The 21,609-nt window shown below is 69.4% G+C and carries 21 protein-coding genes and 1 tRNA gene; 13 read left to right on the top strand and 9 right to left on the bottom strand.

Annotated elements, in window-relative coordinates; genetic code table 11:
- Window positions 1-136 precede the first annotated feature (136 nt).
- Entirely contained in the window at window positions 137-358 is a 222-nt protein-coding gene (locus tag ABZ659_RS20110; RefSeq protein ID WP_360221545.1) for a helix-turn-helix domain-containing protein, read from the top strand.
- Entirely contained in the window at window positions 355-1,533 is a 1,179-nt protein-coding gene (locus ABZ659_RS20105) for a site-specific integrase (RefSeq protein ID WP_360221542.1), read from the top strand. Before ABZ659_RS20110 ends, ABZ659_RS20105 begins: the two co-directional genes overlap by 4 nt.
- 65 nt (window positions 1,534-1,598) lie before the next feature.
- On the opposite strand, the gene ABZ659_RS20100 is transcribed toward ABZ659_RS20105, so the two are convergent.
- The 3 genes from ABZ659_RS20100 to ABZ659_RS20090 form a co-directional block, all read right to left on the bottom strand.
- Window positions 1,599-1,672 (bottom strand) — tRNA-Pro (locus ABZ659_RS20100).
- A 33-nt stretch (window positions 1,673-1,705) separates the two neighbouring features.
- Window positions 1,706-2,473 (bottom strand): Pr6Pr family membrane protein, encoded by a 768-nt coding sequence (locus ABZ659_RS20095; protein ID WP_360221539.1) that lies wholly within the window; start codon window positions 2,471-2,473, stop codon window positions 1,706-1,708.
- A gap of 64 nt (window positions 2,474-2,537) precedes the next feature.
- Window positions 2,538-3,467: a metallophosphoesterase gene (locus ABZ659_RS20090; RefSeq protein ID WP_360221536.1), complete on the bottom strand. Its 930-nt coding sequence runs from the start codon at window positions 3,465-3,467 to the stop codon at window positions 2,538-2,540.
- 185 nt (window positions 3,468-3,652) lie between these two features.
- Here ABZ659_RS20090 and ABZ659_RS20085 point away from each other — a divergent pair, with 185 nt between their 5' ends.
- From ABZ659_RS20085 to ABZ659_RS20075, 3 genes are all read left to right on the top strand, one after another.
- On the top strand, window positions 3,653-4,117 hold the full coding sequence (locus ABZ659_RS20085) for a GatB/YqeY domain-containing protein (RefSeq protein ID WP_360221533.1): 465 nt from the start codon (window positions 3,653-3,655) through the stop codon (window positions 4,115-4,117).
- 567 nt (window positions 4,118-4,684) lie between these two features.
- A complete protein-coding gene (locus ABZ659_RS20080) occupies window positions 4,685-6,925 on the top strand; it encodes a glycoside hydrolase domain-containing protein (protein WP_360221530.1) in 2,241 nt (746 codons plus the stop codon).
- 143 nt (window positions 6,926-7,068) lie between these two features.
- On the top strand, window positions 7,069-7,836 hold the full coding sequence (locus ABZ659_RS20075) for a hypothetical protein (RefSeq protein WP_360221527.1): 768 nt from the start codon (window positions 7,069-7,071) through the stop codon (window positions 7,834-7,836).
- Between the two features lie 115 nt (window positions 7,837-7,951).
- Here the strand turns inward: ABZ659_RS20075 and ABZ659_RS20070 are convergent, their stop codons facing one another.
- Complete coding sequence (locus ABZ659_RS20070; RefSeq protein WP_360221524.1) at window positions 7,952-8,458, bottom strand: hypothetical protein; 507 nt, start codon at window positions 8,456-8,458, stop codon at window positions 7,952-7,954.
- A gap of 197 nt (window positions 8,459-8,655) precedes the next feature.
- Window positions 8,656-10,938 carry a transglycosylase domain-containing protein gene (locus tag ABZ659_RS20065; protein ID WP_360221521.1) on the bottom strand — a complete coding sequence of 761 codons (2,283 nt, stop codon included), beginning with the start codon at window positions 10,936-10,938 and terminating at the stop codon, window positions 8,656-8,658.
- Window positions 10,939-11,539: 601 nt separating this feature from the next.
- Between ABZ659_RS20065 and wblA the strand changes: the two genes are divergently transcribed.
- Window positions 11,540-11,878 (top strand): transcriptional regulator WblA, encoded by a 339-nt coding sequence (wblA, locus tag ABZ659_RS20060; RefSeq protein WP_210923016.1) that lies wholly within the window; start codon window positions 11,540-11,542, stop codon window positions 11,876-11,878.
- Between the two features lie 149 nt (window positions 11,879-12,027).
- Here wblA and ABZ659_RS20055 read toward each other — a convergent pair whose 3' ends face one another.
- Both ABZ659_RS20055 and ABZ659_RS20050 read right to left on the bottom strand, forming a co-directional pair.
- Complete coding sequence (locus ABZ659_RS20055; protein ID WP_360221899.1) at window positions 12,028-13,395, bottom strand: ArsA family ATPase; 1,368 nt, start codon at window positions 13,393-13,395, stop codon at window positions 12,028-12,030.
- 146 nt (window positions 13,396-13,541) lie between these two features.
- Window positions 13,542-14,519 (bottom strand): ArsA-related P-loop ATPase, encoded by a 978-nt coding sequence (locus ABZ659_RS20050; protein ID WP_360221518.1) that lies wholly within the window; start codon window positions 14,517-14,519, stop codon window positions 13,542-13,544.
- Window positions 14,520-14,656: 137 nt separating this feature from the next.
- Between ABZ659_RS20050 and ABZ659_RS20045 the strand changes: the two genes are divergently transcribed.
- The 4 genes from ABZ659_RS20045 (at window position 14,657) to ABZ659_RS20030 (ending at window position 17,197) form a co-directional block, all read left to right on the top strand.
- Window positions 14,657-14,818 carry a DUF4177 domain-containing protein gene (locus ABZ659_RS20045; RefSeq protein ID WP_003975360.1) on the top strand — a complete coding sequence of 54 codons (162 nt, stop codon included), beginning with the start codon at window positions 14,657-14,659 and terminating at the stop codon, window positions 14,816-14,818.
- Window positions 14,815-15,282, top strand: a complete 468-nt coding sequence (locus ABZ659_RS20040) for a RidA family protein (RefSeq protein ID WP_360221515.1) — start codon at window positions 14,815-14,817, stop codon at window positions 15,280-15,282. Before ABZ659_RS20045 ends, ABZ659_RS20040 begins: the two co-directional genes overlap by 4 nt.
- A 218-nt stretch (window positions 15,283-15,500) precedes the next feature.
- Complete coding sequence (locus ABZ659_RS20035; protein WP_360221512.1) at window positions 15,501-16,370, top strand: NUDIX hydrolase; 870 nt, start codon at window positions 15,501-15,503, stop codon at window positions 16,368-16,370.
- Window positions 16,367-17,197, top strand: a complete 831-nt coding sequence (locus ABZ659_RS20030) for an MBL fold metallo-hydrolase (RefSeq protein ID WP_360221509.1) — start codon at window positions 16,367-16,369, stop codon at window positions 17,195-17,197. The genes ABZ659_RS20035 and ABZ659_RS20030 overlap by 4 nt, the downstream gene beginning before the upstream one ends.
- A 36-nt stretch (window positions 17,198-17,233) precedes the next feature.
- Here the strand turns inward: ABZ659_RS20030 and ABZ659_RS20025 are convergent, their stop codons facing one another.
- Window positions 17,234-17,908 (bottom strand): Crp/Fnr family transcriptional regulator, encoded by a 675-nt coding sequence (locus ABZ659_RS20025; protein ID WP_020129286.1) that lies wholly within the window; start codon window positions 17,906-17,908, stop codon window positions 17,234-17,236.
- A 330-nt stretch (window positions 17,909-18,238) separates the two neighbouring features.
- Between ABZ659_RS20025 and nth the strand changes: the two genes are divergently transcribed.
- From nth to ABZ659_RS20010, 3 genes are all read left to right on the top strand, one after another.
- Window positions 18,239-19,159, top strand: coding sequence for an endonuclease III (nth, locus tag ABZ659_RS20020; protein ID WP_360221506.1), 921 nt, complete (start codon window positions 18,239-18,241; stop codon window positions 19,157-19,159).
- A gap of 151 nt (window positions 19,160-19,310) precedes the next feature.
- Window positions 19,311-20,006, top strand: a complete 696-nt coding sequence (locus ABZ659_RS20015) for a CoA pyrophosphatase (RefSeq protein ID WP_360221503.1) — start codon at window positions 19,311-19,313, stop codon at window positions 20,004-20,006.
- Window positions 20,007-20,081: 75 nt separating this feature from the next.
- Window positions 20,082-21,281, top strand: coding sequence for a MarP family serine protease (locus ABZ659_RS20010; protein WP_360221500.1), 1,200 nt, complete (start codon window positions 20,082-20,084; stop codon window positions 21,279-21,281).
- A gap of 34 nt (window positions 21,282-21,315) precedes the next feature.
- Here the strand turns inward: ABZ659_RS20010 and ABZ659_RS20005 are convergent, their stop codons facing one another.
- On the bottom strand, window positions 21,316-21,498 hold the full coding sequence (locus tag ABZ659_RS20005; RefSeq protein ID WP_360221497.1) for a hypothetical protein: 183 nt from the start codon (window positions 21,496-21,498) through the stop codon (window positions 21,316-21,318).
- Window positions 21,499-21,609: the final 111 nt, after the last annotated feature.

Here is a 21,609-nt window from a genome sequence, read left to right as displayed (position 1 = left end):
TTTGCGGAATATCGCGGGTTTCTGCGGAGCGCTTCCCGTCACCTCTCGCGCATCGCATCACCGCAGGCCAACGGCCGGTCCCGGCTTTTCTGCGGATTTTGTGGTTTGTGCGGAGCACTTCCCCTCAGGAGACGCCATGACCCTCGCCTCTCCGGAGCGAGCCACGACCGTCGAACCCGTCCTCTATAAGGTCTCGGACGCCGAACGCGCCCTGAGGCTGAGCCGCACCGTGATCTACGGCCTGATACGCACCGGACGCCTCCGCACCGTCAAGGAAGGACGTGCCCGGCGTATCCCCGCATCCGCCATCCACGAGTACACCGCGCTGTTGGAGCGCGAGGCAGGAGAGAGCAAGTGACCAAGCGCCGCAGCCGGGGAGACGGCGGCCTTCACTGGGACGACAAGCGTCAACGCTGGATTGCCACGGCCAGTCTCGGCTTCGACCCGAGTGGAAAGCGGATCGTGAAGCGGGCCAGTGGCAAGACCAAGACGGCCGCCAAGGAGAAGCTGAAGGAGGTTTTGCGGGACTACGAGGACGGTCTTGCGATCGCGCCCACCGGCTACACGGTCAAGGACGCGGTGACGGACTGGCTCGCGTACGGGTTGAACGGTCGGGACGCCGGGACGGTCACGACGAACACGATCCTGTGCAACACCCACGTCGTCCCGGCTCTGGGGGCCCGGAAGCTCCGGGACCTCAGCGCCGACGACGTTGACAAGTGGCTCGCCGACAAGGCGAAGGTACTGAGCACCCGTTCCCTGGAAGCGATCCGCTCGTGCCTGAACCGTGCGGTGAAGCGGGCCATGGCGCGAGACAAGGTGAAGCGCAACGTCGTGGAACTGTGCTCGGTCCCCACCGGCCGCCCCGGGCGGCCGTCGAAGTCCCTGACGTTGGCGCAGGCGGAGGGGGTGTTGGATGCGGCGGCGGACTCCCCGCTGTACGCCTACATCGTGGTGTCCCTCCTCACCGGTGGCCGGACGGAAGAGGTTCGCCCCCTGCGCTGGGATCACGTTGACCTTGACGGCGACCCGAAGGCGATCCCCGAGATTCCGCCCCACATCGCCGTGTGGCGCTCGGTCCGCAGCACCGGGGACACGAAGACGCGCAAGTCACGGCGGACGCTCGCGCTGCCGGGACGCGCCATCGATGCGCTGAGGATTCAGTGGGAGCGTCAGGGGTGGCAGCGTCTCGCGGCCGGCACCAACTGGAAGGAGAACGGTCTCGTCTTCACGTCCGCCGTGGGCACGGCATTGGACTCAGCCAACGTGCGGCGCGAGTTCCGGCGCGTGCTCGCCCGGGTCGACGGGATCACCGCTGAGGAGTGGACACCGCGAGAGCTGAGGCAGACGTTCGTGTCGATCCTCTCGGACGGCGGGATGCCGATTGAGGAGATCTCCCGGTTGGTCGGTCACTCAAGTACGGCCGTCACCGAAGAGGTCTACCGGAAGCAGATCCGCCCGGTGATTCAGTCCGGCGCGACCGCGATGGACGGCATCTTTGGCGCCGGTCCGAAGCGACAGTCACGCAGTTAGTCACTCACAGCAAATCAGGCCCGGCGCTGATCTCTCAGTACCGGGCCTGACCTGGTGTTTCCCTGTCGGGGTGGCGGGATTTGAACCCACGACCTCTTCGTCCCGAACGAAGCGCGCTGCCAAGCTGCGCTACACCCCGATCGTCGCTGCTGTCGCGGCGACGACGTTTACTTTAGCCCACCGGTGGCTGGAGACGAAATCCGGTTTTGGCGTGGGAGCGGATCGGGTTCGGGCGGAGATGGTCGAGGGCGACCAGGAGGACGGCGAGGGCGTAGCAGGCGAGGCCAAGGAGGAGGGCGTTGCCGAGGGTGCTCTTGTAGCCGTGGGCCGCGATGTCGAGGAAGGGGTAGAGGTAGCGGTCGGCGGAGGGTACCGGGAGCAGCTCTCCGCGGACGACGGTGAAGGCCAGGTAGGCCAGGGGGTACAGGAGCCAGGCGCTGGCCTTGCGGAGGTGGAGGCGGGCCGGGGGCGTGAGCAGGAGCCAGTCCAGAAGGGCCGCCAGGGGGAGGGCCGTGTGGATCAGGTGGCCGGCCAGAGTGGACTGCCAGGAGGCCGGCTCGGTGAGCGTCGGCGTGGTGGTCGGCAGGAGGTGGTGGACCAGGGCGCCGATCGTGACGTAGAGGACCGTCGCGCCGGTGAGGGGGGCGGGGAGGGGGCGCCGGGCGGTCCAGGAGCGGCGGGCCGACAGGGCGAGGACCAGGGTCAGCAGGATCGTGCTCTGGACGGCGAACAGGCTCAGCACCGTCAGCGGGTCGCCGTGCAGGAACGCCAGCGTCACCGCCGCTGCCGCTGTCAGGGCCGTCAGCAGGCGGAGGGTGGCCGTCACCGGGCGGCGTACCGGAGGTATCACCGCCGAGGCGGGGACGGGCGCGGGGAGCAGGCCGGGCACACCGGGGATCGCGGGGATGTCCGGGATGTCCCTGGGGATGGGGGCGGTCATGCCCCCAAAGTAGGCAGATTGGGGGAATGGGGCGATGTTGGGTGAGCTGTCCGGGTTAGGGAGGTTAGTCCTCCTTGCCCACCAGTGTCAGCAGTGTCGCCTCCGGTGGGCAGGCGAAGCGGACCGGCGTGTAGCGGCTCGTGCCGCAGCCCGCCGAGACGTACAGGTTCGACGTACGGCCCTCCGCCGTGTGCGTCGACAGGCCCTTCACCCGGTCCGTGTCCAGGTCGCAGTTGGTGACCAGGGCGCCGTAGAAGGGGATGCAGAGCTGGCCGCCGTGGGTGTGGCCGGCGAGGATCAGGGGGTAGCCGTCGGCGGTGAAGGCGTCCAGGGCGCGGAGGTACGGGGCGTGGACCACGCCCATGGAGAAGTCCGAGGACGTTGAGGGGCCCCCGGCCACCTCCTCGTAGCGGTCCCGCTTGATGTGCGGGTCGTCCACGCCCGTCAGCTCGACCGAGACCCCGTCGACCTTCAGCGAGCCGCGGGTGTTCGTCAGGTTCAGCCAGCCCGCCGCGTCGAAGCCGTCCCGCAGGTCCTCCCAGGGGTTGTGCACGGCGCCTACGACGGGCGGGTTGCCGTTCAGACCGTGGCGGCCCTGGAGCTTTTCGAGGAGGTAGCGGGCGGGGTTGCGCAGGGTGGGGCCGTAGTAGTCGTTGGATCCGAAGACGTAGGCGCCAGGGAAGTCCATCAGGGGGCCGAGGGCGTCCAGGACCTCCGGTACGCCCTCCGGGTCGGACAGGTTGTCGCCCGTGTTGACCACGAAGTCGGGGCGCAGCCCGGCGAGTGAGCGCAGCCAGCGCTGCTTCTTGCGCTGGCCGCTGACCATGTGGATGTCGGAGACGTGCAGCACGCGCAGCGGGCGCATACCCGAGGGCAGTACCGGGACCGTGACCCGGCGGAGGCGGAACGAGCGGGTTTCGAAACCCGCGGAGTAGACGAGACCGGCGGCTGCGACCGCCGTGGTGCCCAGGGGAACCTTGTATCGCGCGCGCATGTCTCCATCGTGTCAGACCTCGCCGGTGCGTCACGTCCGGGCCGTCCCGGACATCGCCCTGAGGGAACCCCGAGGAGGGCCCCCGGGGGGTGTCCGGGGAACAGCGGGGGATTGCGGGATCCGCCGGGGCGCCGGTGCGGAAACCTGCGGGCGTACGGGCGTCCACACCTGCGACAATCGACCGCATGACCACGCTCAAGTCGAAGCTGCACGATGACCTCAACGCCGCCATCAAGGAGCGTGACGAGCTGCGCTCCTCGACGCTCCGGCTGACGCTCGCCGCGATCACCAAGGAGGAGGTCGCGGGCAAGGAGAAGCGGGAGCTGTCCGACGACGAGGTCCTCAAGGTGATCACCAAGGAGGCGAAGAAGCGGCGGGAGGCCGCGGACGCCTTCGCGCAGGGTGGTCGTGCCGAGAGCGCCGAGCGGGAGAAAGCGGAGGGCGAGGTGCTCGCCGCGTACCTGCCCAAGCAGCTCAGCGACGAGGAGCTGGAGCAGATCGTCGCCCAGGCCGTCGAGGAGGCCAAGGCCGGTGGCGCCGAGGGGCCGCGTGCCATGGGTGCGGTCATGAAGATCGTGAACCCGAAGGTGGCCGGTCTGGCGGAGGGCGGCAGGGTCGCGGCGGCGGTGAAGAAGCGGTTGGCCGGTTGAGCCTGTTGGCGGGTTGAGCCTGTTGCCGGTTGAGCCTTGCGTAAGCGAAGCCCAACCACCGGGGTGCGGCGGGTCGTTGCGGTATGAGCGGCGGCCCGCCGCACCCCTTGCCTGTTGCTTGACGCCCGAGCCCCTGACCGTCAAGACCCTGACCTGCGGCCGACCGGCCGACCCAGCCAGATGACCGAGAACCGCCTCTGGGTGGTGGTGGCGAGGTAAGGACCAGGGGCACCCGGTGGCGGGCAGCCGCCCCGCATGGTTCCCTTTTGCGTGTTTTGGGTGCGCGTCCGGGAGGCGTGCTGATGGGGAATTCGTACGGTACGTACACAGTACATGCGTCTTGAAAAGTATTCCCGGGACGCTTGGGCGAAGGCAAAATCCGGCCTTTGTGCTTTCGGCGGACTGGGATCCTTCTCGCGCCACCCCCAGATGATCTAGGTTTCTACTAACCGCGAGGGGGGCTCGGGGGACGAGTGAAATCCGGGGGTTCCGCGTATTCCTGTGAGTTGCGGGGTTTTCCCATGCCCTCCTCTTGGTTTTGAGGTCGATCCGAGAGGAAGGAAGCCAATGGCTGACGAGATGGTGCTGCGTGCTCAGAGGTTCATCAACACGACCTACGGGGACGGCGCCACCCTCGGTATCCCGAAGTTGGATGAGAACGGCCGTACCGGTTGGATTGTCATGTACGCGCTAACGCGGGCCCTGCAGTACGAGATGGGTATCTCTTCGCTGTCGAACAACTTCGGTCCGACCACGCTCGCCACCCTCCAGGAAAAGTACGGAAAGCTCGACGAGACCACGATCCCGTCGGCGAACTTCTGCCGCATCATCCAGTCGGCGCTCTACTGCAAGGGCTACGACGGCGGTGAGATCGACGGCACCTACAACGACCGCGTCAAGGCGGCGGTGGCGCAGCTGAACGCGAACATGGGCGTCAGCGGTACCTATCCCGGCAGCTCCCTGTGGCCGAAGGTGGTCAAGGGCCTGCTGAACATGGACGCCTATGTCACGGTCAACAACGGTTCGGAGACCATTCGTTCCATTCAGCAGTGGCTGAACGGGCGCTACGTCCTCCGCAAGGACTTCTACATCATTCCCTGCGACGGCCATCACTCCCGTGACGTCGCCAAGTCGATGCTCTTCGCCATTCAGTACGAGCTGGGTATGGCCGACGGTGTCGCCAACGGGGTTTTCGGGCCCGGAACCCAGTCCGGGCTGAGGAGTCACACGGTCTCGACCGGGTCGTCCGGGGTGTGGGTGCAGCTGTTCACCGGGGCGATGGTGCTCAACAAACGGCCGGTCTCGTTCTCCAGCTCCTTCACGTCCTCGCTGGCCAGCAGCGTCAGTACGTTCCAGTCGTTCATGAAGCTCGGGGTGACCGGGCAGGGGGACTTCCCGACCTGGGCGGCGCTGCTGGTGTCGTACGGGGACCAGAGCCGTCAGGGTGAGGCGTGTGACGGGGTCACGAAGATCACGCCCGCGCGGGCGCAGGCCCTGAAGGCGGCTGGCTACAGGTACGTGGGGCGGTACCTCTACAACCCCTCGTCCACCTCACTGCCGGAGAAGGAGATCCAGCCGGGTGAGCTGGCGACCATCAAGGAATACGGGCTGCGCTGTTTCCCCATTTACCAGACGTGGGCGCGCTCGGTCGACTACTACAGCCCCGACCAGGGAGTCACGGACTGTCTGACCGCCTCGTACAAGGCGGAGGAGCACGGCTTCAAGCCGGGTGCGCGTATCTACTTCGCCGTCGACTACGACGCCGTGGACGAGGAAGTCACGGCGTACATCCTGCCGTACTTCCAGAAGATCAGAGAGCAGATGGACAAGCTGGGCAGCCCGTTCAAAATCGGGGTGTACGGTCCGCGTAACGCCTGTTCCCGTATTTCTGCGGCGGGGTACGCGGATGCCAGCTTCGTATCGGACATGTCGTCCGGGTTCTCCGGAAACCTCGGCTATCCGATGCCCGAGAACTGGGCGTTCGACCAGATCGTGACCAAGACGGTCGGTTCCGGTGACGGGCAGATCGAGATCGACAACAACATAGCGTCGGGTCGGGACACCGGGCAGGGCGACTTCTACCCGTCTTCCACCTGGAAGCTGGACATCGGGTTCGACATCGACCTGTGGCCTTCCCTGCTCCAGGAAGTCCAGGACTATATGGCGTCGATCGGGAAGCCCGGCGGAGAGCGCATCTACACCCTCCAGGAATGCCTGGAGACGATCATCAGTTACGACGCCCTCATCACCTCGGGGGCGCGTAGGCACCGTATGCGCAAGGCGCTCATCCAGACCTCGGCCTTCTGGGAGTTCTGCCACTACAGCCAGAAGGACCTGATCGAGGACGCCGGTGTCTGGCTCTACCACTCCGGATATGTTCCGGACTGGGCCAAGGACTTTCCCGTGGTCGAGCGACTGGTCGACAGCAGTACCGGGATCGGCAAGATCTCCGGTCGTACCTGCATTCTGGCGCGCAACAACTCGATCCGGTCGGGGCTCCTGGAGGGCTCCATCCTCGACGCGACCTCCGAGAGCGATCGCTGGGCGATGTGGCAGAAGGTCAACCAGGACAACGTCTTCAACCTGAGCACGGTGCCGCACATGCACATCTGGGGGGCCGACGGGAAAGCGGGCGACCACGAGGAGACCCCGATCCGGCGCCCGGCCCTCGACTACTCCGAGACGGAGATCTACGAGGTCCTGCGGCGGTACCAGGGCTTCGGCTCCGAGGCCGAGGAGCACGCGACGCAGCGTATGCCGCTCTACGCCATCTTCGAGAAGTACAACTTCGCGATTCGCGGGCTCTGACGGACTCGCAGTCAGTCATGGCACACCAACAGAACCATTGGCACCAAGAGTCGGTGGCACCAAGAGTCGGTGGCACCAAGAGTCCACGGCACCTGGCAGCCATCACAAGGAACGCACGACAGCAGGGAAGAGAGGTCGAGTCGTTGAGCAACTCCGGCATCACCCGCAGAGCCACCCTCGCCACCGGTGTCATCGCCGCCGCGAGCCTCACCACCACCGGTTTCCTGTCGACGCCCGCCGCGGCCGGGCCGACGGCACCCGGGGCCGCCGCACCGAAACCGCCCGCGAACGAGGAGCTGAAGGAGGCGATACGCCGCGCCGAGGCGCGCCGTCGTCGTCTCTCCACCGGCCGTCCGTCCGCCAACGGCTGGGAGATGCAGAAGGCCGTGGACGACGACGGTGACATCGTGACCTGTCCCGTGGCCGGAACCGGGCTGACCGTCGCACTCCGCATGGGCGACGTGGAGACGGTCCTGGTCCATGTGGTCCGTCGCTTCCACTACGAGCTGGACGCCCTGCGCGCGGGCGAGGAACCGCTGCCCCTGCAGGGCTGGGTCGTGCCGTCCGCCGTACGCGACAGTCGGCGCCCCGAGTCGAACCAGGCGTCCGGCACCGCCGTCGTCATCCGGCCGGGCTCCTACCCGGCGGGCGCGCGGGGCGCGTTCTCCGCGGGTCAGGAACTGGTCATCCGCGACATCCTGGCCGACACGGAGGGCGTCGTCCGCTGGGGCGGGGACGACCGTCGTCCGCAGGAAGGGCTGTTCTACCTCGGCGTACCTCCGGGCGACGCCCGTCTGTCCCAGGTCGCCGCCAAGATCCGTGGCTGGAGTCTGACCCCGGGCGCCGGGGCCGGAGTGGTCCCGGACGTGACCGACGCCTCGCGACGCCGCCGGGCGGCCCGGTTCAGCTGAGGCCGGGTGCCGTTCGGCAGGCCGGAGAGGGCGCAGGGAGACGGGCGGGACGGCGCTGGTGCGTCGTCCCGCCCGTGGTCGGTCGGGGCCGTCGGGATGACGGCCCCGGGTCCGGTCAGTACCAGGGGGTGCAGCTCTGGTCGCCCGACGGGTCCTCGACGCAGGCCCGCATCATGTGGGTCGAGGGGTTGTAGTACATCGGGGTGCGCGTCCAGTAGTAGTTGGTGCCGCCGGGGATCTTGGCGGTCCAGCCCGAGGCGCCGCCCGACTTCTCGCCGAGGCGCCAGTAGCAGGTGGACTGGTCCTTGGTGCAGCGCTGGACGTACACGCTCCAGTCGCCCTCGTTGGAGCCGCTGATGTAGTGCAGCCGGGCCCAGCTGTACTGGTCGCCGTCGGTGCGGCCCCACCGCAGCTCGTAGAGGAACGATCCGCCGAGCTGGTAGGGGCCGTACGGGGAGACCGGGCCCTCCTGCCAGGTCTGGATGTTCGGGTCGTGGCCGTCGCAGCCGAAGTTGTCACAGGCGAGCGCCTGCGCCGACGCGGAACTCGGGATCATGAGGGCCAGGGCGAGGGAGCTGAGCAGGGCACCGAACATCACACCGATCCGTGACCGGAATCTCACGTGTCCTCCTTGGGCGACAGCAGACGAAAGCGCCCTGGTGGGGCGCCGGTCGTGATCATGTCATCTGCTCGTGGAGGCGAGAAAGCCCTTACTGACACGTTGGCGTGATCATGTCGGTGCGGGTGGTGCCCCTGGTCAAGGGCTTCTTCGCGCACAGGGGCACCCCTCCGATGTACGTCACATCCGTGGCCGCGGGGTCAGTCCCGTCCCCCGATGCCGTTGCCGCCCTGTCCCTGGATGAAGTTCTCCGGGATGGAGAAGGTCGGGTCCGGCTCGGTGGAGCCGCCGTCGCCGCCCCCGTTCGCGTCGCCGCCGCCGATCAGGCCACCGATGAGACCGCCGTTGCCGTTGTCGCCGTTGCCGCCGTCGTCATCGCCCTCGTCGTCCTTGTCCTTGTCCTTGTTCTTGTCGGGGTTGGGGATGTCGACGAGGTTGAAGGGCGGCGCCTCCTTGCCCTCCAGCGCGCCGGTCATCGCGTCGCGCCAGATGGGACCCGGGACCGAGCCGCCGTAGACCTGGGCGTGGTAGACACCGCCGATGCTCAGGTTCGTCATCTTGACCTGCTGGCTGGCGCTGCCGACCCAGACCGCGCCCGAGAGGTTCGGCGTGTAGCCGACGAACCAGGCGTTCTTGCGCTCGTCCGTCGTACCCGTCTTACCGGCGTTGGCGCGGTCCGTCAGACCGGCTTCCTGGCCGGTACCGGAGTCGACCACGCCCTGGAGCAGGGTGTTCACGGTGTCCGCGGTCTTCTCGCTCATGGCACGCGAGCAGGTCGACTTCGGCACCTCCAGCGACTTCTTCTTGTCGCCGATCTTCTGCGTGATCGACGTGATCGCGACCGGCGTGCAGTACATGCCCCGGGAGGCGAAGGCGGCGTACGCGCTCGCCATCGTCAGCGGGGAGATGCCCTTGGAGCCGAGTGAGACGGCGGGGACCTCGGGCAGCTTGTCGCCGTTGCCCTGGACGACGTGCAGGCCGTCGGTCATGTTCATCACCGGGCACAGGCCGATGTCGGCGACCATCTGCACGAAGTAGGTGTTGACGGAGAGCGCCATCGCCTCCTTCAGCCGGTACGGACCGACCTCCGTCTCGCTCTCGTTGGGGACGCTCTCGTTGCCCTCGTTCGTCCACGGCTTGCCGCTGCACGTCTGCACGGGCTCGGGGTAGGGCATCTCGTACGGCGACGAGTACTCCTGGGTGACCGGCCGCCCCTCCTCCAGCGCCGCCGCCGCGACGAACGGCTTGAACGTCGAACCGGTCGGGAACCCGAAGTTGGAGCCGCCCACGCTGTGGTTGACCGAGTAGTTGATCTCGGTCTCGTTCTTGCCGTAGCCGTACGGCTTCGACTGGCCCATGCCGAGGATCCTGCCGGTGCCCGGCTCGACCAGGGTGACCGCCGCGGCGACCGAGTCGCCCTTGTTGATGTGGCTCTTCAGCGACGCCTGGACCGATTCCTGCGCCTGCGGGGTGAGGGTCGTCTTGATCGTCAGGCCGCCCTGGTTCCAGACCTTGGCCCGGGCCTCCCTGGTCTTGCCGAAGACCGGGTCGCTCAGGAACACCTCACGCACGTAGTCACAGAAGAAGCTGGCGTTGTTGACCGCCGTGATGCAGCCGTTCTTGGGGTTGCTGATCTTCAGGCCCAAGGGCTTCGCCGCGGCCTTCTCGGCCTCCGCCTCGGAGATGTCGCCGACGTCGGCCATGCGCCGCAGCACGGTGTTGCGCCGCTTGGTGGCCTCCGCCTCGTCGTTGACCGGGTCGTACCGGCTGGGCGACTGGACGATGCCCGCCAGCAGGGCCGCTTCCTGGAGGCTCAGGTCCTTGGCCGACTTGGAGAAGTACCGGCGGGCGGCGGCCTCGACGCCGTACGCCTGCTGGCCGAAGAACGTGATGTTGAGGTAGTTCTCCAGGATCTTCTTCTTGCCCAGCTCCTCCTCGACCTGGATCGCGTACTTCAGCTCGCGGATCTTGCGGCCGATGGTCTGCTGGGTGGCCTGAGCGACCTTGGTCGGGTCGTCGCCCGCCTCCTCCACGAAGACGTTCTTCACGTACTGCTGGGTGAGGGTCGAGGCGCCCTCGGCCACGCCACCGCTCTGCGCGTTCTTGTTGAGCGCGCGCAGGACGCCCTTCAGGTCGACCGCGCCGTGCTCGTAGAAGCGGGAGTCCTCGATCGCGACGATCGCCTTCTGCATGTACGGCGAGATGTCCTTGAGCTCGACCACCGTACGGTCGCGGGAGTAGACGGTGGCGATCTGGCCGCCGTCGGCGTCGAGGATCGTGGTGCGCTGGCTCAGCGGCGGGGTCTTCATGTTGGCCGGGAGCTCGTCGAAGCTCTCGACCGAACCCTTCGCGGCAAGACCGAGCGCCCCTACGGCGGGCAACGCGATGCCCGCCATGAGGGCTCCCGCGAGCACACTGACACCGAGGAACTTCGCGGCCTGCTGCGTTGGCGACAGACCACCGCCCGAGCGCTTCTTTGGCATGAGGGCAGCCTAATCCGTAGAGATGAGCGATCCGAGGGAGCGGTCGGTCTCGGCACGGTGAACCCCCCGCGCGCGGAGATCCGGCCGCCCGCCGACCCGGACCAAGCTGGGTGGGGCAGGGCAGGTCACGGCACGGCAAAGTGGAACGGTCCGCGTTCCCATTCGCCGGACACGCACGCAGGCATTGGCCTAAGCTGCTCTCAACTGTCACAGCAGTGCGGTCATGTATCAATACGTCCGGCGACCCCGAATCGTTCCGGATCTCCTCGGGTCTCCTCAGGTTTTTCGGTTTTCCGCCGTCTGGGGCGTGTCGGGGCGTGCTGGCTATGTGTGGGGGCCGTGTCCGAATCGGCCTTGTGTGTCATCTGGTGTCCGTTGTGACGCAACAGAACCATCCCACTTCGTCGCGATTGTCGCGCATGTCGCCAGCTCACTCCCGCGGGTGATCTGCCGCTTACGCATAGTCCGTTCGGGCCATTCAAGATTGGGCCCGAAGGGGGTGTTGCGCTGTGCCCACCTTCCGTAACGTCCTCAACTGGCGGCGGTGAATATGCCGCTGCCGCCGTGGGGGAGCCTCGATTCGGGAGAGGACGGCGCCGGTATGGGCTGGGTAACCGACTGGAGTGCGCAGGCGGCCTGCCGCACTACCGATCCGGATGAACTGTTTGTTCAGGGAGCAGCGCAGAACAGAGCCAAGGCGGTGTGCACCGGGTGTCCGGTGCGGACCGAGTGCCTGGCCGACGCGCTCGACAACCGCGTCGAGTTCGGCGTGTGGGGAGGCATGACGGAACGGGAGCGCCGCGCACTGCTGCGCCGGCGGCCCACCGTGACCTCCTGGCGCCGACTGCTGGAGACCGCGCGTTTGGAGTACGAGCGGGGAGCCGGGCTGGTTCCCCTCGACAGCGACGAGGTGTACGAGAACTATGCGGCGGTGAGTTGAGGGCCTCCGGTCCCTCACCCACAGGCGCACCTCACCCACCTGGTGTCTAGCTCAGGCAGTCGGGCTCAGGCACTTCCCCCGCACGCCCACATGCGGCGCTCCTCGCGCGCCGCCCCATGCGGTACTCCTCGCACGCCTTCCGTGCGGGGCTACTCGGACGACGGCTCGGGCAGCTCCGGCCTGTTGTCCGCGAGACGTTCGCCGATGTCCCGCAGTCCCGCGAGGTCGTGCACGTCGCCGGGGAGCGCGGCCACCTCGGCCACCGCCACCTCCGGGTGCAGTGCCGTGAAACGGTCACGCGTACGCTGCTCGCGCGAGAGCAGCCGCATCCGCTCGGCGTGCAGCCTCAGCAGGCCCGCGGCGAGCTGGTCGACGGATCGCTCCTTGTCTGCGGCGGGGTACCTGCCCTCCGTGTCCCTGGCGGCGGGGGAGCCTCCGTCGGGACCCGACTCGAGAGCTGAACTGCCGGACGTGTAAGGGAAGTTACGAAGTCCAGCTTTCCCGTCCAGCTGATCCACAATGCGGGGCTCCGCAAGATTCTCCCCGGCGACGGATTCGTCGAGGTCCGGCTCCGCTTCCGCTTCGTGGGTGGGATCGTCGAGGTCCAGCTCCTCCGCGGCGGAGAGTGCCCGTTCGGCCGACAGCTGGGCGGCGCCGCTGCCGTGCACCCGGTTCAGCACCAGACCGGCCAGCGGCATGTCCTCCGCGGCCAGCCGCTCCACGAAGTACGCCGCCTCGCGCAGCGCGTCCCGCTCCGGCGCCGCGACGACCAGGAACGCCGTGCCGGGTGCCTGGAGGAGCTTGTACGTCGCGTCCGCGCGGGTGCGGAAGCCGCCGAACATCGAGTCCATCGCCGCCACGAAGGTCTGTACGTCCTTCAGCAGCTGACCGCCCAGCAGCTTGCCCAGGGCGCCGGTCATCATCGACATGCCGACGTTCAGGAACTTCATGCCCGCGCGACCGCCGACCTTCGCCGGCGCCAGCAGGACGCGGATCAGCTTGCCGTCGAGGAACGAGCCGAGCCGCTTGGGCGCATCCAGGAAGTCCAGCGCCGACCGGGACGGCGGGGTGTCGACGACGATCAGGTCCCACTCGTCCGTCGCCCGCAGCTGCCCCAGCTTCTCCATCGCCATGTACTCCTGCGTGCCCGCGAAGCCAGCGGAGAGCGACTGGTAGAAGGGGTTGGAGAGGATCGCCGCCGCCCGCTCGCCGTCCGCGTGCGCCTCGACGATCTCGTCGAAGGTGCGCTTCATGTCGAGCATCATCGCGTGCAGCTCACCGTCGCCCTCGACGCCCTTCACCCGGCGCGGGGTGTTGTCCAGCGAGTCGATGCCCATGGACTGGGCGAGCCTGCGTGCCGGGTCGATGGTGAGGACGACCACCTTGCGGCCCCGCTCGGCGGCCCGCAGCCCCAGCGCCGCCGCCGTGGTCGTCTTGCCGACGCCGCCCGCGCCGCAGCAGACGACGATGCGGGTGGCCGGGTCGTCCAGCAGCGGGTCGACGTCGAGGGTGCGCATGGGGGACAGGTGGTGGGGATGCGGGTGGGGGTGCGGGTGCGGGCGGCCGGGGTCGTGCGGGTGGGCGGCGCGCTCGGCCGGGGCCGGTTGGTTCGGGTCGTACGGGTTGTCGTACGGGTTCACGGGGTGCTCGGCCGGGTCCGGGCTCATGACATTCCCTGCTTCCGCAGCTCGGTGGCCAGTTCGTACAGACCCGCCAGGTCGATGCCCTCGGTCAGCAGCGGCAGTTCGTGCAGCGGCAGACCCAGTTCGGCCAGGGCGGTGCGCTGCTCGTGCTCCAGCGCGTACCGCTCGGCGTACTCCTCGGCCTGGGTCAGCAGCGGGTCCACCAGGCGCTCAGCGTGCTGTCCGCGGCGCGCCCCGCCCAGCCCGGCGGCCGACAGGGACCGGGCCACCGCGGCCCGCGGCACCATCCGCAGCAGCTCCAGCTCCTCGCCGTCCAGGACGTCCGGACGCACCATGTTCACGATGATCCTGCCTACCGGGAGCCGGGCCGCGCGGAGTTCGGCGATGCCGTCGGCGGTCTCCTGGACGGGCATCTCCTCCAGCAGCGTCACCAGGTGCACCTCCGTCTCCCGCGACTTCAGCACCCGCATCACGGCCTGCGCCTGATGGTGTATCGGGCCGATCTTGGCCAGCCCGGCGACCTCGTCGTTGACGTTCAGGAAGCGGGTGATGCGGCCCGTCGGGGGCGCGTCCATCACGACGTAGTCGTATGCGAAGCGGCCGTGCTTGTCCTTGCGGCGGACCGCCTCGCAGGCCTTGCCGGTCAGGAGTACGTCGCGCAGGCCGGGCGCGATGGTGGTGGCGAAGTCGATCGCGCCGAGCTTCTTCAGGGCCCGTCCGGCGCCCCCCAGTTTGTAGAACATCTGGAGGTAGTCCAGGAGGGCCAGTTCGGGGTCGATGGCGAGGGCGTACACCTCCCCGCCGCCGGGAGCCACCGCGATCTTCCGTTCCTCATAGGGCAGTGCCTCCGTTTCAAAGAGCTGGGCGATGCCCTGCCGACCCTCGACCTCGACGAGGAGCGTCCGCTTCCCCTCTGTGGCCAGGGCCAGCGCGAGAGCGGCGGCGACCGTCGTCTTACCGGTCCCGCCCTTGCCGCTGACGACCTGGAGCCTGCTCACATCTTCGAGCGTAACCAGTTCCCGCCCGGCCTACGCCGGGGGCTGTGGATAACTGCCCCTTCGGTACGACAATCGTTCCGGTGTCAGGCGGGTGGGAGCTGCCGAACCGCTGGTCGACAGCGGATACAGTCGGCCCCATGACCAAGTGGGAATACGCAACCGTGCCGCTGCTCGTCCATGCCACCAAGCAGATCCTGGACACCTGGGGCGAGGACGGCTGGGAACTCGTCCAGGTGGTGCCGGGCCCGAACAACCCCGAGCAGCTGGTGGCCTACCTGAAGCGGGAGAAGCAGGCGTGAGCGCGGTCGAGGCGCGCCTCGGCGAGCTGGGCCTGACGCTGCCGGACGTCGTGCCGCCGCTGGCGGCCTACCAGCCCGCCGTGCGGACCGGTCCGTACGTCTACACGGCGGGCCAGCTGCCCATGGTGGACGGCAAGCTGCCGGTCACCGGCAAGGTGGGCGCGGAGGTCACCGCGGACGAGGCCAAGCAGCTCGCCGGCATCTGCGCCCTGAACGCGCTGGCCGCGGTGAAGTCCGTCGTCGGTGACCTGGACCGCGTCGCGCGCGTCGTGAAGGTCGTCGGCTTCGTCGCCTCGGCAGCCGACTTCACCGGCCAGCCCGGCGTCCTGAACGGCGCCAGCGAACTCCTCGCCGACGTCCTCGGCGAGAAGGGCGTCCACGCGCGCAGCGCGGTCGGCGTCGCGGTGCTGCCGCTGGACGCTCCGGTGGAGGTGGAGATCCAGGTGGAGGTGACGGAGGGGTAGGCGTCACCGGTGCGCGCGTGGGGCGGGTTGCCGCCCCTCCAGCGCGGGCGGACGGGTGTGCGGTGGGGTGAGAGGACCCACCCTCCCAAAGCGGGTGTCACAGGGCCGCTCGCGCGCGTGCAGAACGGCCCCACGCCCCCTCCGCCGGTGCCGACCGCACGTCAGGCAGGTGATCGTCGCCTCTCGAACATCCGCGCACTACGGGATAGCCTCCGGCCATGGCGAACGGTCAGTGGTACCCCCCGGAGTGGCCGGACCGGATCCGCGCGCTGGCGGACGGCACCCTCTCCCCGGTGACCCCGAAGCGCGCGGCCACCGTCATGCTGCTGAGAGACGGTGACACCGGACCCGTCGTCCACATGCTGCGCAGACGCGCCTCCATGGCCTTCGCCGCGGGCGCGTACGCGTACCCGGGCGGCGGCGTCGACCCGCGCGACGACGACCGTGGCGTCCGCTGGGCGGGCCCCACGCGCGCGTGGTGGGCCGACCGGCTCGGCGTCGACGAGGCGGCGGCCCAGGCCATCGTCTGCGCGGCCGTGCGGGAGACGTACGAGGAGGCGGGCGTCCTGCTCGCCGGGCCGACGCCCGACGCCGTGGTGGGCGACACGACGGGCGCCGACTGGGAGACCGACCGCGCCGCCCTGGTCGCCCGCGAGCTGTCCTTCGCCGAGTTCCTGGACCGCCGCGGCCTGGTCCTGCGCTCCGACCTGCTCGGCGCCTGGACCCGCTGGATCACCCCCGAGTTCGAGTCGCGCCGCTACGACACCTGGTTCTTCGTGGCCGCCCTCCCCGAGGGCCAGCGCACCCGCAACGCCTCCACGGAGGCGGACCGCACGGTGTGGATCCGGCCGTCGGAGGCGGCGGCGTCGTACGACAAGGGCGAGCTGCTGATGATGCCGCCCACGGTCGCGACCCTGCGCCAGCTCGCGCCGTACGGCAGGGCCGCCGACGCCCTCGCCGCGGCCCCCGGCCGTGATCTGACGCCGGTGCTGGCGAAGGCACGGCTGGAGGGCGACGAGCTCGTGCTCTCCTGGCCGGGACACGACGAGTTCACCAAGCACATCCCGACCGGTGGAGCCCCCGCATGACGGACGCGAGCACCCTGCCCGGCCAGCCCCGGGGCGGTGTCCGCACGGGCCCCGCCACCGAGCGGGCCGTCAACGTCCTCGCGCCCAACGCCTCCGCGATGACCCTGGACGGCACCAACACCTGGATCCTGGCGGAGCCCGACTCCGACCTCGCCGTCGTCGTCGACCCGGGCCCGCTGGACGAGGGGCACCTGCGGCACGTCGTCGGGACGGCTCAGGCCGCGGGCCGCCGGGTCGCCCTGACCCTGCTCACCCACGGCCACCCCGACCACGCCGAGGGCGCCGCCCGCTTCGCCGAGCTGACCGGCACGAAGGTCCGGGCCCTGGACCCGGCGCTGCGCCTCGGGGACGAGGGCCTCGGGGCCGGGGACGTGGTCCGGGTGGGCGGTCTGGAGCTGAGGGTCGTCCCGACGCCGGGACACACCGCGGACTCGCTCTGCTTCCATCTGCCCGCCGACCGGGCCGTCCTGACCGGCGACACGATCCTGGGGCGCGGTACGACGATGGTGGCGCACCCTGACGGCCGTCTCGGCGACTACCTGGACTCCCTGCGCCGGCTGAGGTCCCTCACGGTCGACGACGGCGTGCACACCGTGCTCCCGGGCCACGGGCCCGTCCTGGAGGACGCCCAGGGCGCCGTCGAGTACTACCTCGCCCACCGCGCCACCCGGCTCGCCCAGGTCGAGACGGCGGTCGAGGACGGCTACCGCGCCCCGCGCGAGATCGTCGCCCACGTCTACGCCGACGTGGACCGCTCCCTGTGGCCCGCCGCGGAACTGTCCGTGCGGGCGCAGCTGGACTACCTGACGGAGCACGGGCTCATCTAGAGCCCGTGCCCGGTGTGTCAGGTCCGTCCGTCGTGTTCAGCGGGACCGCTTGGCCAGCCGCTCCACGTCCAACAGGATCACGGCCCGCGCCTCCAGGCGCAGCCAGCCGCGCTGGGCGAAGTCCGCGAGCGCCTTGTTGACCGTCTCGCGCGAGGCGCCGACCAGCTGGGCCAGCTCCTCCTGCGTGAGGTCGTGCACGACGTGGATGCCCTCCTCGGACTGCACGCCGAAGCGGCGCGAGAGGTCCAGCAGGGCGCGCGCGACGCGCCCGGGGACGTCCGAGAAGACGAGGTCGGACATCGCGTCGTTGGTCTTGCGCAGCCGTCGGGCGACCGCGCGCAGCAGCGCGGTGGCCACCTCGGGGCGGGCGTTCAGCCAGGGCTGGAGGTCGCCGTGGCCGAGGCCCAGCAGCTTGACCTCGGTGAGCGCGGTGGCGGTCGCGGTGCGGGGGCCCGGGTCGAAGAGCGACAGCTCTCCGATGAGCTCGCTGGGACCGACGACGGCCAGCATGTTCTCGCGTCCGTCGGGGGACGTGCGGTGGAGCTTGACCTTGCCCTCCGTGACCACGTAGAGCCGGTCGCCCGGGTCGCCCTCGTGGAACAGGGAGTCGCCCCGTGCGAGGGTCACCTCACTCATGGAGGCGCGCAGCTCCGCGGCCTGCTCGTCGTCGAGCGCCGCGAAGAGCGGATTACGCCGCAGAACGTCATCCACGAGTTCTCTCCTTGTCGACCTGCTCAGGGGATCTTTCTCCCCCTTGGTACCAGGGGACCGTGGTGCCCATTTTGCCGGACGGTCCAAACAGTGTGATCTGTCACAAGGATGCCGCACGTGTGTCGCCTGGTAAGCGGCAGGGGTCCAATTGGGGGCTGATCCACCAGGTCCGGGGCGGATGTCAGTGGGTAGCCGTAGGCTGGCCGGGTGTCCAAATCGCCGGTGAGAGCACAGGGCTGGGGGGCTGCGCGGATGGGTGTACGTCGCGATTCCGCTGTGGGCGAACAGGGCCCTGATGGCGGTAAGAAAGCGAAGGAAGCGACGAAGCCGATGAAGCCGACAAAGGCGGCGAAAGCGACGAAGGGGGCGGTGGCCAAGAAGGCGGTGGCCAAGAAGGCGACCGTCGCCCCGAAGAAGGCCACCGCGGCCGTCAAGGACGCCGCCCCCGCCCGCACCGTCGCCGCGCACCCGCCCAAGGGCGAGTCCCGTACGGCGCTCGTCCGCCGGGCCCGCCGTATCAACCGCGAACTCGCCGAGGTCTACCCGTACGCCCACCCGGAGCTGGACTTCGAGAACCCCTTCCAGCTCCTGGTCGCCACGGTGCTGTCCGCCCAGACCACCGACCTGCGCGTCAACCAGACCACCCCGGCGCTGTTCGCGAAGTACCCGACGCCGGATGACCTGGCCGCGGCCAACCCGGAGGAGGTCGAGGAGATCCTGCGGCCCACCGGGTTCTTCCGGGCCAAGACCCGGTCGGTCATAGGGCTGTCGAAGGCCCTGGCAGCCGACTTCGGCGGCGAGGTCCCCGGCAGGCTGGAAGACCTCGTCCAACTGCCCGGCGTAGGCCGCAAGACCGCGTTCGTCGTGCTCGGCAACGCCTTCGGGCGGCCCGGCATCACCGTCGACACGCACTTCCAGCGGCTGGTGCGGCGCTGGCAGTGGACCGACGAGACCGACCCCGACAAGATCGAGGCGGCGATCGGCGCGCTGTTCCCGAAGAGCGACTGGACGGACCTGTCGCACCACGTGATCTGGCACGGACGCCGCATCTGCCACGCCCGCAAGCCCGCCTGCGGCGCCTGCCCCATCGCCCCGCTCTGCCCGGCGTACGGCGAGGGTGAGACCGACGCGGAGAAGGCGAAGAAGCTCCTCAAGTACGAGAAGGGCGGCCTGCCGGGCCAGCGGCTCAACCCCCCGCAGGCGTACCTGGACGCCGGAGGCAAGGCCGCGCCGCCGCTGGGGGCCGGATGACGGGCCCACGGCGGCCGGTCGCGCCCCACCCGGTCCCGGCCACCCAGGGCCCACCCACCCGCCGATTCCCGCGGTTCCCGCACATCCCGCGCCCCCCGCTGGAACGATCTCGAAGGTCCGGGGCGTTGGAATGGGCAGAACGGGGGTGGCGATGACGCGGGCGAGTGAGACGCGGGGCGGTGCGGTGACGCTCAGCAAGGAGGGTCTGCCGGGCTGGCTCGACCCGGTGGTGCACGCCGTGGAGACGGTCGAGCCGCTCCAGCTGAGCCGCTTCCTGCCACCGGAGGACGGCGCGGGCCGGCAGTCCGCCGTGCTGATCCTCTTCGGCGAGGGCGAGCGGGGCCCGGAATTGCTGCTCATGGAGCGGGCCAGCTCGCTGCGCTCCCACGCGGGGCAGCCGTCGTTCCCGGGCGGCGCCCTCGACCCGGAGGACGGCGATCCGCTGACCGACGGTCCACTGTGGTGCGCGCTGCGGGAGTCCGAGGAGGAGACCGGCCTCGACCCGGCGGGCGTCCAGCTCTTCGGTGTGCTGCCGAAGCTCTACATCCCGGTCAGCGGCTTCGTGGTGACCCCGGTGCTGGGCTGGTGGCGCGAGCGGACCCCGGTCGGCGTGGTCGACCCGAACGAGACCGCGCGGGTGTTCACCGTCCCCGTGGCGGACCTCACGGACCCGGCGAACCGCGCGATGGCCATGCACCCCCTGGGCCACAAGGGCCCGGCATTCCTGGTCGAATCAACCCTGGTGTGGGGGTTCACGGCCGGAGTGATCGACCGTCTGCTGCACTACGCGGGATGGGAGCGGCCCTGGGACCGCGATCGGCTGGTCACGCTCGACCTGCGGTCATGACAGGGTGGGCGCCGAGCTTTAACTGACGATCCCGGCGATCGAAGCGACGGAAGTGACGAGGCGAGGCGTGAAGCGGTGAACGTGCTGGACATCCTGTTGCTGGTCGCCGCCGTCTGGTTCGCGATCGTCGGCTACCGCCAGGGCTTCGTCGTCGGCATCCTGTCGGTGATCGGCTTCCTGGGCGGCGGCCTCGTGGCCGTGTACCTGCTGCCCGTCTTCTGGGACGCCCTGACGGACAACGCCGAGGTGAGCACGACCGCCGCCGTCGTCGCGGTCGTCGTCGTGATCGTCTGCGCCTCGGTCGGCCAGGCGCTCACCACCCACCTCGGCAACAAGCTGCGCCGCCACATCACCTGGTCCCCGGCCCGCGCGCTGGACGCCACCGGCGGCGCCCTCGTCAACGTCGTGGCGATGCTGCTGGTCGCCTGGTTGATCGGTTCGGCCCTGGCCGGGACCACACTGCCGACGCTCGGCAAGGAGGTCCGTAACTCCAAGGTGCTCCTCGGCGTGTCCAGAGCCCTGCCCGACCAGGCCGACACCTGGTTCGCGGACTTCTCCTCGGTCCTCGCGCAGAACGGCTTCCCGCAGGTCTTCAGCCCGTTCTCCAACGAGCCCATCACGGACGTCCAGCCGCCCGACCCGGCCCTCGCGGAGAGCGAGGTCGCCACCCGCGCCCAGCGTTCCATCGTCAAGGTCGTGGGCACGGCGACGAGTTGCGGCAAGGTCCTTGAGGGCACCGGCTTCGTCTTCGCCGACCGCCGCGTCATGACCAACGCCCATGTCGTCGGCGGCGTCGACGAACCCACCGTGCAGATAGGCGGCGAGGGGCGGCGGTACGACGCCACGGTGGTGCTCTACGACTGGAAGCGCGACATCGCCGTACTCGACGTACCGGACCTGTCCGCGCCCGCGCTCCGCTTCACCTCGCAGGACGCGGCCAGCGGGGACAGCGCGATCGTCGCGGGCTTCCCGGAGAACGGGTCGTACGACGTGCGCGCCGCGCGCGTGCGCGGCCGGATCACGGCCAACGGCCCGGACATCTACCACCGCGGCACCGTGCGCCGCGATGTGTACTCCCTGTACGCCGTCGTCCGCCAGGGCAACTCCGGCGGTCCGCTGCTCACCCCTCAGGGTGAGGTCTACGGCGTGGTCTTCGCCAAGTCCCTCGACGACGCCGAGACCGGGTACGCCCTCACCGCGGACGAGATCCAGGAGGACATCACCGAGGGCCGTACCGCCAACCAGCAGGTGGACAGCGACAACTGCGCCCTGTGAGGCGAGGGACCGTGGGGACGGGGAGCTGGCTGCGTCAGCCGCGCGGGTGACGTAGGCGTACCGAGACCCAGCGGGCGCGGCGGCGCAGAATGCGCGGAATGCCCACCCTCGGATCGGTGCCCGCCAGCTGGGGTGTGCCGCCCCGCTGGTGGGTGCCCAGGGCGCGGCCCGAGCGGCGGTTGCGTGCTGCGTCACTGAAGTCGTGCGTCCAGCCCATACCCCGACGTCTGCCCCCGGCCCAAGGTCGATAACCGCCTCCGGCGCCCTCAATTGGCCTATGCGCCGGGCAAGTGGCAGTCCGTCGTACGGGCGTTCCGCGGCCTCGGTA

Source organism: Streptomyces sp. NPDC006997 (assembly GCF_040635175.1).
GTDB lineage: Bacteria > Actinomycetota > Actinomycetes > Streptomycetales > Streptomycetaceae > Streptomyces.
The sequence above is the reverse complement of the archived record's forward strand: the minus strand, read 5'-3'. Positions and strand labels throughout refer to the sequence as shown.